This window comes from Brachybacterium sp. FME24 (genome assembly GCF_014897705.1).
Classification (GTDB): domain Bacteria; phylum Actinomycetota; class Actinomycetes; order Actinomycetales; family Dermabacteraceae; genus Brachybacterium.
Genome location: NZ_JABUXV010000029.1, coordinates 25,286 through 34,982, shown reverse-complemented (window position 1 = coordinate 34,982; position 9,697 = coordinate 25,286). Strand labels below are relative to the sequence as shown.

At 71.3% G+C, this 9,697-nt stretch carries 7 protein-coding genes; all 7 read left to right on the top strand.

Annotated features, from left to right (window positions below; all coding sequences use genetic code 11):
- Positions 1–745: 745 nt before the first annotated feature.
- Genes INT51_RS22455 through INT51_RS21040 form a run of 7 tightly spaced genes read left to right on the top strand, consistent with a single transcriptional unit; the run spans position 746 to position 9,615 of the window.
- Positions 746–2,776 (top strand): hypothetical protein, encoded by a 2,031-nt coding sequence (locus INT51_RS22455; RefSeq protein WP_226986016.1) that lies wholly within the window; start codon positions 746–748, stop codon positions 2,774–2,776.
- Positions 2,773–3,789 (top strand): HAD-IIA family hydrolase, encoded by a 1,017-nt coding sequence (locus INT51_RS21065; RefSeq protein ID WP_193107379.1) that lies wholly within the window; start codon positions 2,773–2,775, stop codon positions 3,787–3,789. The genes INT51_RS22455 and INT51_RS21065 overlap by 4 nt, the downstream gene beginning before the upstream one ends.
- Entirely contained in the window at positions 3,786–4,631 is an 846-nt protein-coding gene (locus INT51_RS21060) for a TlyA family RNA methyltransferase (protein ID WP_193107378.1), read from the top strand. The genes INT51_RS21065 and INT51_RS21060 overlap by 4 nt, the downstream gene beginning before the upstream one ends.
- 4 nt (positions 4,632–4,635) lie before the next feature.
- Positions 4,636–5,580 (top strand): NAD kinase, encoded by a 945-nt coding sequence (locus tag INT51_RS21055; RefSeq protein ID WP_193107377.1) that lies wholly within the window; start codon positions 4,636–4,638, stop codon positions 5,578–5,580.
- Between the two features lie 16 nt (positions 5,581–5,596).
- A complete protein-coding gene (gene recN, locus INT51_RS21050; protein ID WP_193107376.1) occupies positions 5,597–7,363 on the top strand; it encodes a DNA repair protein RecN in 1,767 nt (588 codons plus the stop codon).
- Complete coding sequence (steA, locus tag INT51_RS21045; RefSeq protein ID WP_193107375.1) at positions 7,360–8,538, top strand: putative cytokinetic ring protein SteA; 1,179 nt, start codon at positions 7,360–7,362, stop codon at positions 8,536–8,538. Before recN ends, steA begins: the two co-directional genes overlap by 4 nt.
- Positions 8,539–8,553: 15 nt before the next feature.
- The gene (locus tag INT51_RS21040; RefSeq protein ID WP_193107374.1) at positions 8,554–9,615 is read left to right on the top strand and encodes a copper transporter; all 1,062 of its coding nucleotides are present in this window, start codon (positions 8,554–8,556) and stop codon (positions 9,613–9,615) included.
- Positions 9,616–9,697 lie beyond the last annotated feature (82 nt).

Genomic DNA, 9,697 nt, shown 5'->3' with positions numbered 1-9,697 from the left:
GAGAGTAGGTCGCCGCCGGACATCTTTGTGGGAGTGGGAGAGTGCTGGAGACCCTTTGTGAGGGGCTCGCCTCTCCCACTCCCTTTTTTCATGCCCCAACGCGGCATGGACGCACGGAAGCTCCTCGGCGATGGTTGCCTCCTCGCCGATCGACGGAGGCGGAGTGTCCTTCAGCGGGCCGCCCCGGCGTGCCCGGGCCGCGTCGCACACTCCTCTCGAGCGCCTTCGTCGCGGGCGCCGGCGGCATGCGGGGCGCGTTGCGCGCCTCTGATCGCCTCGCGGGCTCTCCGTCGCACCCGACGTCTTGCTGCCGCGATCAAGCACGCGTCCACGAGACTGCCGGGGCGACGCGACCGCCCGTGCGGTTCGGCATCGCGCCTTCCCTGTGTCCCAGCTCCAGCGGCCGGCGCTGCAGCCCGGAACGTCCTGAGTGCACTGCTGCAGCTGCGCCGTGCCTGTCGGGTGGACGGGGGCCGGCGATCGGGCGGTGGCGCGGAGAATGGCATCGGTGTCCCTGGCGTCCATGTAGAGATGGGTTCGAGGCGAGATCCGGGAGTGTCGCTCTGTGCTCCTGGTCAGGAGGGTCGAGGGGCTTCTGAGTCGCCCACGCCGGTTCGACAGCACGCCCTCTGGCCTGGTGAGAGCAGTCACGGACGGCGGCCTTACTGACCGGTCTCCGCCAGCAGGTCGCTTAGGATTGCTGCTCGATAAGGGAATAGGGCGAGACGAAGAGACGGACGGTCACGTGGCTGAGCACAGCAAGAGCGAGAGCGACCGCGGGCACGGCGAGAAGAGCCGGGGCGAGCAGCGGCGCAGGACCGGCGCGCCCGCTTCCGGATCCCGCTCCCCGTACCGATCCGGCGAGCGGGATTCCCGTTCCGGCGGAAGCACGCCAGGAGAGCGTCGGGTGCCCCGCAACGCTCGGGAGGATCGCCCCCGTCCGGTCGGTGACGACCCTGGCGCGAAGAACACGCGCCCGTATCGCCCCACCGCTGACGACCAGCGCGGCAAGCGCCCCGCTCGTCGGGACGAGCGAGCTGCCTCCAGCCGCCCCTCGTCGTCCGATCGCCCCACCGGTCAGCGCTCAGGCGCTGCGGCCCCTGATCGCCGTCGAGATGGCCGCGACTCCTCGTGGGAGGATCGTCGACCGCGCTCGCAGGACGGGGACCGTCGCCGGTACGAGAAGCCCAGCAGTTACTCCTCCGGTGAGAGGCCCCGGTACGACCAGCCTCGTCGCGAGGAGAGGCCGCGCCCGGAGCGCTCTGACGGCCCGCGTGGCCGTACCTCTGAGCGTCCCGCCCGAGACGACAACCGCTCCTCCGCGGGCCGCGGAGGCCGCACCGGAGGATCTCGCGACGATTCCCGCGACCGCCAGGGCTTCACGCCCCGTGAAGACCGCGCCGGGCGTGACGACCGACCGCGCCGTGATGACCGTGCATCGCGCCCCAGCGGCAGCCCGCGCGATGATCGCAGCCCGCGCGATGCACGCAGTTCGCGCCACAGCAGTGGATCCCGCGACGATCGCACCTCCCGTCCCACCGGCGGCGCCCGCGAGGACCGGGGGCGCCCGACGAGCCACGGCGAGGACCGTCGCAACACCCGTCCCGGGCAGGAGTCCCGTGCCGATCGCCCGTTCGAGCCGCGAATTCCCGAGGGGGTCACCGGCCGGGAACTGGACAAGCCGCTGCGCGAAGAGCTGCGCGGCCTGAGCAAGGAGACCGCCGAGCGCGTCGCCCAGCACCTGGTCGCGGCTTTCCTCCTCGAGGACACCGACACCGAGACATCCCAGGCGCATGCGCGTTTCGCGGCCCGTATCGGCGGTCGTGTCGGCGGCGTCCGTGAGACCTACGGGATCCTCGCCTATCGCGCGGGGGATTACCGCACCGCGGTCCGTGAGCTGCGCACGTCGCTGCGCATCACTGGGCGCGCCGATGTGCTCCCGATGATCGCCGACGCCGAGCGGGGGATGGGCCGACCGGAGCGTGCGCTCGACATGGCAGCCTCCGACGAGGCGACGTCGCTCGGGGTCGTCGCCGCGATCGAACTGATGATCGTCGTGGCCGGCGCGTACGCCGACACCGGTGACGTCCAGACCGCGCTGCGCACTCTCGAGATCCCCGCTCTGCGCCACAAGGTCGACGGTCGCTGGCAGGTCCGCCTCTGGGCCGCCTACGCCGATCTGCTGGAGCGTGCCGAGCGCCCGGACGAGGCCAAGCGCTGGCTGACGCTCGCCGCGGACGCCGACACCGAGGGACTGACGGACGCCGCTGAACGCCTCGGGCGGCCGGGCCCGCAGGTCGAGCAGGAACCCACCTGGGAGGATGACGAACAGGTCTCCGTCCTCGACGCCTACGACCCGAACGCCGATGACCTCGCCGCTGCGGACGCAGACAGCGATTCCCGCGGCGAGGACGACGACGAGGACGCGGCGCCCGATCAGGTGCATCACGGCTCCGAGGATGCCGCCGAGCTCGAGGACACCGAGATCGACGGCTCGCAGGACGACGCCGAGGCGTCCGACGTCGAAGCGGATGGCACCGACGTGATCGACGCCGACCAGCCGGAGCTCGACGAGAGCGACGCGCACGAGGAGCCTGACGAGCGCGACGTGCCCGAGGAGCGGGACGAGTTCTTCGACGGCCACGAGGACGATCAGTACACCGGGGGCGATCAGAACAGCGAGGAACTGCTGCGCCACGACGATCAGCAGGCCGTTGTCACGGATGAGGACCTGCTCACCGTGTCCCCGGATTCGCGGTCCGAGGACCACGCGTGATCCGCCGCCCGGACCCCTCGCTCCTGGATCTGTACGACGCGCTGCTGCTGGATCTCGACGGGACCCTCATGCACGGTGCCACGCCGATCCCGCACGCCGCCGCGGCCGTGGAGCGTGCCCGCGCAACGGGCCGCACCGTCGTCTTCGCGACCAACAATGCCTCCCGCACCCCGCAGCAGGCCGCCGACCACCTCGCGCAGGTGGGCGTCGCCGCGCAGCCCGAGGAGTTCGTGACGTCTCCGCAGGTTGCCTCGCGCCTGCTCGCGAGTCGGCTGGACCCGGGTGCGAAGGTGCTGGTCGTCGGGGGACCGAGCCTCGCCACCCAGATCCGTGACGCCGGTCTCGAGCCGGTCGAGAAGGACGCCGACGACGTCGTCGCGGTGGTCCAGGGCTGGTCCCCGGACCTGAACTGGTCGATCCTCGCCGAGGGTGCCTACGCGATCCGTCGCGGTGCCCTGTGGATGGCCACCAACATCGACGCCACCCTGCCCACCGAGCGGGGAATGGCCCCGGGCAACGGGTCGATGGTCGCAGCCCTGCGCCACGCCACCGGGGCCATTCCGGACGTCGCCGGAAAACCTGAACCCGGGATGTTCACCGTCGCGGCGCGCGACACCGGCGCCCACCGCCCGCTGATCATCGGGGACCGTCTGGACACCGATATCGAAGGCGCGGTCCGTGCCGGGATGGACTCCCTGCTCGTGCTCACGGGCGTCGACGGCATCGACGCCGCGCTGCGCGCCGATCCCGTGCGTCGGCCGACATTCGTCCTCCCGGACCTCTCCGGGCTCTCCGACCCTTTCCCGCTGCCCGTCCTCGACGGCGATCGCGCACGCTGCGGCGCCGTCAGCGCCAGCTGGCGCGCCGGAGACATCGTCCTGACCGGTGAGCTCGAGGACCCGCGGATGCTGCGCGCTGTGCTGGCGCTGCTGCACGCCCACGCGTCGACGAGCGCCTGGACCGGACGACTCCTGGGCAGCGACGGCGCCGAGCAGCGACCCACCGACCGGTGAACGGGGAGCGGCTCGACGTCGCCCTGCTCGCAGCGGGGCTGGCCCGCTCCCGCAGCCATGCCCGACGCATCATCGACGAAGGCCGTGCGCGCCTGGACGGGCGCGAGGTCACGAAAGCCTCGACCCCGGTGCCCGACGGCTCTGAACTGGGCGTCGTCGACGTCCCTGACGGCATCGAATACGCATCCCGCGCCGCCCACAAGCTGACCAGCGCTCTGGACGGGCTCGGCCTGGATCCTTCCGGCGCACGGTGCCTGGACGCGGGCGCTTCGACGGGAGGCTTCACCGATGTGCTCCTGCGCCGAGGCGCGGCCCGGGTGATCGCCGTCGATATCGGTCACGACCAGCTCGCCGAGCATGTGCGTGCCAACTCCCGTGTGATCGTCCGGGACGGCACCAGCGTGCGCGACCTCACCCCGGAGCTGCTCGGCACCACCGTCGACCTCCTGGTCGCGGACCTCTCCTTCATCTCCCTGCGCACGGTGATCGCGGCGCTCGGCAGCGTCGTGCGCCCGCAGGGCGACCTCCTGCTCATGGTGAAACCCCAGTTCGAGGTGGGGCGCACGGCCCTGCCGCGCACCGGCGTGGTCAGCGATCCGGCCGCTCGCATCGAGGCCGTTCGCGGTGTCGCCGAGGCGGCCTCGGAGGTTGGGCTCGATCTGCGGGCCGTCGGCCCCAGCGGCCTTCCCGGCCAGGACGGCAACCGCGAGTACTTCCTGCATCTGCGCCCGAACGGCGTGACCTGCGAGCTCGACGCGGATGCCTATGACATGATCGAGACCGCTGTGCGCAGGTCTCAGCCGAGCCATCGCGCCGCCCACCACGTGACCCAGGAGGATTGACCAGATGCGACGGTTCCTCCTGTACGTCCACACCGGCCGACGAGCGGCGCTCAGCGCCATGCTCACCGTCCTCGAGGAGCTCACCCGCCGCGGCGTGCGCGGCGTCGTGGTCGATGAGCAGGTCGACGAGATCCTCGCCCTTCCGGACGATGTCGCTCCGCCGAAGCTCCTGACCTTCCTCACCAATGGCGGCGTGGACGTCCTGGATGCCGTCTCGGCCGCCGACCTGGTCGAGCTCGGCATCGTCCTGGGCGGTGACGGCACCATCCTGCGGGCGCTGGAAGCGGTTCGGGAGGCCGACGTCCCGGTCCACGGCGTCAACCTCGGTCACGTCGGCTTCCTCGCCGAGAGCGAGGTCGAGGATCTCTCGATCACCGTCGCCCGCCTTCTCGACGGCGACTACGAGATCGAGAAGCGCTCCACCCTCGAGGTGCACGTCCTGGACGCTGATGACCAGCCCATCGAGGACCATTGGGCGCTCAACGAGGCTTCGCTCGAGAAGGCCGACCGGCTGAAGATGATCAACGTCGCGATCGAGATCGACGGGCGTCCGGTGTCGTCCTTCGGATGCGACGGGGTGGTGCTGTCCACCTCGACCGGCTCGACCGCCTACGCGTTCAGCGCCGGAGGGCCCGTGATCTGGCCCGAGGTCGACGCCATGCTGCTGATCCCCCTGGCCGCGCACGCCCTGTTCGCCCGTCCGCTGGTACTGGGACGCTCCTCGGAGGCCGCGATCGAGATGACCCTCGACAACCGCGAGGACGCCATTCTCACCCTCGATGGTCGACGCACCGCCGACATCACCGCAGGGATGCGAGTCGAGGCACGTCTGTCGGACCAGTTCGTGCGGTTGGTGCGACTGAGCGCCACCCCGTTCGCGGACCGTCTCGTCGAGAAGTTCCAGCTCCCCGTCGTCGGCTGGCGCGGGCGCAGCCCTCGCACGCGCTGAGGGGGTGAGCCGTCCCATGCTGTCCACCTTGCGCATCCGCCATATCGGCGTGATCGACGACGCGATGCTCGAGTTCGGTCCCGGGTTCACCGCCCTGACGGGTGAGACCGGTGCCGGGAAGACGATGATCGTCACCGGCTTGACCATGCTCCTCGGGGGCCGCCTCGATCGCGGTCGCACCCGCGAGTCGAGCACGGTCGACGGCACGCTCGCCCTGTCCGGGCACGATGAGCTGGCCGCGTCCCTCGACGAGCTCGGGGCCGACGAGGAGGACGGCGAGGTGCTCGTCGTGCGTCGCGTGACCCGCGACGGCCGCTCTCGCGCGCAGATCGGCGGGGTTCCGGTACCCATCGGGACACTGGCCGGCCTGGTCGGCACGGCGGTCACCGTGCACGGGCAGTCCGACCAGCAGCGCCTGCGGGATCTCGATGCGCAGCGAGTGGCTCTGGATCGCTTCGCGACCACGGAGATCGGTCCGCTGCTCGAGCATCATCGCGCGATCTGGCGCGAGCGCTCCGCCCTGACCGAGCGTCTCACCGACCTCGACGACCTGCTCGCCGAACGGGACCGCCGCGGAACCGTTCTGCGGGAGGCCCTCGAACGGATCGAACTCGCCGACCCCCAGCCGGGAGAGGACGACGCGCTGCGCGCCGAGCTCGAACGGCTCGGCAATGCCGAGGAGCTGCGCAGCACCGCGACTCAGGCCGCTCTCGCGCTGGTCGGCGACGACGACGGGCCCGCCGCGGGGGCCCTGCTCGACGTCGCGGGCGAAGCCGCCGGCCGCGGCGCCCGCACCGACGCCACGCTCGCGCCCCTCGTGGAACGGCTGGATGCCGTGCGCATCGAGCTGTCCGACGTCGCTGCGGAGCTCACCCGGTATGCGGAGGACATCGACGCCTCGCCGGGCCGCCTGGACGAGGCCAACCAGCGTCTGCACGAGCTCACCGTCCTGGTCCGTGACCTCGGGACCATGCTCCCAGGCACCGACGGCCCTGCCGCGGACATCACCGCGCTGCTGGAGACCTCGCGCGGCGCCGCCATCGACCTCGATCGCTACGAGGGCGCCGAGCAGGAGCGGGCGACGGCCGCAGCCCGCCTGGAGACCGTGCAGACAGAGCTCGATCAGACCGCCGAATCCCTCACCTCCGCCCGCACCGCAGCAGCCGCAGAGCTCTCCGAGGCGGTTCAGGAGGAGCTGCGGCACCTGGAGATGCCGGACGCCGCGATCCGCGTCGACGTCTCGCCCCAGACCCACCGCTCCCACGGGCGTGATGCCGTCGCGATCCTGCTCGCGCCCCACCCGGGAGCAGAGCATCTGCCCGTCGGGCAGGCCGCCTCCGGCGGTGAGCTCTCCCGCGTGATGCTCGCCCTCGAGGTCGCCCTCTCCTCGTCGCGCCATGACCGTTCGGCAGCCCCGGTCTTCGTCTTCGACGAGATCGATGCCGGTATCGGCGGCCGCGCCGCCCTCGCCGTCGGCCAACGGTTGGCGCGATTGGCGCGCCACGCCCAGGTCATCGTCGTCACCCATCTGCCGCAGGTCGCCGCACATGCCGGCACCCATCTGCAGATCGTGAAGTCCTCGACCGACGGGGCCACCAGCTCCACCGTCGAGAACCTCGACCGGTCGGCCCGCATCCGCGAACTCGCCCGGATGCTCGCCGGGGACGACGCCTCCGACGTCGCCCTCGCCCACGCCGAGGAGCTGCTGGAGGACGCGCGCGTCGTCGTCGGCGGTGACCGCCCCACCGGCGGGGACCGTGTCGTGAGCGGGGAGCGCGGATGAGCGCCGCGCCGACCGTGGTGACCGGGACGGCCCGCCTCGGCAAGCGGACCAAGGACCTCACCAAGCGCCTCCACCCCGGTGACATCGCGATCATCGACCATGAGGACATCGACCGGGTCGCCGCCGAAGCACTGCTCGAACGGCACCCCGCCGCGGTCCTGAACGTCTCCGCCTCCACTTCCGGCCGGTACCCCAACGCCGGGCCGAGGATCCTGGTCGACGCCGGCATCATCCTGATCGACTCCCTGGGCAGCGAGGTGTTCGAGGACATCCGTGACGGGCAGACGATCGCCATCTCCGGCCGTGAGGTGCTGCTGGAGGGCGCTCTCATCGCGGAGGGGATCGCTCAGGACGACGACTCGATCACCGCCTCCCTCGAGATCGCTCGAGAAGGGCTGTCCGAGCAGCTGGAGCTGTTCGCCGAGAACACCATGGAGTACATGCTCCGCGAACGGGACCTCCTGCTCGACGGGATCGGAGCGCCCGACGTCCGCACCGTGCTGGACGGGCGACCGGTCCTGATCGTCGTGCGCGGGTACCACTACAAGGAGGACCTCGCGACGCTGCGACCCTTCCTGCGGGAGAACCGACCCATCATCATCGGGGTCGACGGCGGGGCCGACGCGGTGCTCGAGGCAGGCTTCCGCCCCGACATGATCATCGGGGACATGGATTCCGTCTCCGACCGCGCTCTGCGCAGCGGCGCCGAGCTGGTCGTGCATGCGTATCGTGACGGACGCGCTCCCGGCCTCGAACGCCTCGAGGAGCTCGGCCTCGGGGACGACACGATCCTCTTCCCGGCCGCCGGTACCAGCGAGGACATCGCCATGCTGCTGGCCGACGAGAAGGGCGCCTCCGTCATCGTCGCGGTCGGCACGCACGGCACCCTCGAGGAGTTCCTCGACAAGGGGCGCGCGGGGATGAGCTCGACATTCCTCACCCGGCTGCGGATCGGCTCCAAGCTGGTGGACGCCAAAGGTGTCTCCCGCCTGTACCGTCAGAGGATCTCCACCTTCCAGCTGGTGCTGCTCGCACTGGCCGGGCTCGCCGCTCTGGCGGTGGCCCTCTGGGCGACGCCCGGCGGGCAGGCGCTGGTGCAGATCCTCGGCGCCCGGCTCGACGGGATGCTGTCCTGGTTCACCATGTTGTTCTCACCCCGGGCCACCGGGTCGTAGGAGGGTCTCGACCCCGTGATCGATTTCCGTTACCACCTCGTCTCCCTGATCTCCGTGTTCCTGGCGCTCGCCGTCGGCATCGTGCTCGGGGCCGGACCGCTGCGCGAGAACCTCGGCGACCAGCTCGCCGGCCAGGTCGAGCAGCTGCGCTCCGAGCAGGACGAACTGCGCACGCAGGCCGACGAGCTCGCGACCCGGAACGACCAGCTGGCCTCCTTCGTCACGGAGCTCGGCCCGGACCTCGTCGCCGACACCCTCGACGGGCGGCGAGTCGCAGTCCTGACCGACGACTCCTCGACCCGCCCCGGGATCGAGCGGATCCTGACGCTGCTCGAGGACGCGGGTGTGTCCTCGGCCGTGAGGATCGACCTGCAGGCCGCCCTGTGGGAGCCGGGCCAGGAGCAGAAGCGCGCGGACGCGGTCGAGCAGCTCCGCGGCATCGCCCCGTCCCTGCTCGGCGGCGAGCTCAGCGACTCCGAGCAGCTGTCCCGAGTGATCGTCGCCCTGCTGACGCCCTCGGAATCCGGCGAGCTCACGCCGGAGCTGCGCACCCAGGTCTGGGACGTGCTCACCGCGCAGCAGCTGGTCGCCATCGACGGTGACCTGCCCGCTGAGGCCGACGGCGTCGTGTTCGCCAGTGCCGCCCCCGAGGCGCTCGAGGAGGATTCGGAGGAGGGCGCCGTCGCCACCGAACGGGCACAGAGCTTGCTCGCATCCCAGACAGCCCTGCTCACGGCACTCTCCGAGGCCGAGGTCCCTGCCGTGGTATCCGCCACGACCCCGCACAACGACGCCGCGACCGGGATCCTGCGCACCGTGCGCGGGGATCACGGCTTCGACGGTCTCTCCACCACGGACCGATTGCAGGAAGCCGACGGGCCGCTCCTGTCGGTGCTCGCGCTGATCGAGCAGAATCGCGGGGGCTCGGGCGCCTACGGCACCACGGCCGACGCGGAGGACCGCCTCCCCGCCCTTCCGGAGACGCAGGACCTCGAGGATGCCGCAGCAGGCGGCGACCAGGACAGCGGGGCGGCCGATGGGCAGGCCGAACCCTCCGACGGCGGGGGAGCGGAGTGACGCCGCAGGTCCCCCGGCTCCCTCAGGACCCGCAGCACCCGCCGTCCTCTCCTCATCGCGGAGTCAGGGAGTGCGTAGCCGG

What these genes read in the sequence shown, in the direction of transcription:
- recN (WP_193107376.1), top strand. Translation starts at nt 5,597, where the DNA reads ATGCTGTCCACCTTGCGCATCCGCCATATCGGCGTGATCGACGACGCG.
- steA (WP_193107375.1), top strand. Translation starts at nt 7,360, where the DNA reads ATGAGCGCCGCGCCGACCGTGGTGACCGGGACGGCCCGCCTCGGCAAG.
- INT51_RS21055 (WP_193107377.1), top strand. Translation starts at nt 4,636, where the DNA reads ATGCGACGGTTCCTCCTGTACGTCCACACCGGCCGACGAGCGGCGCTC.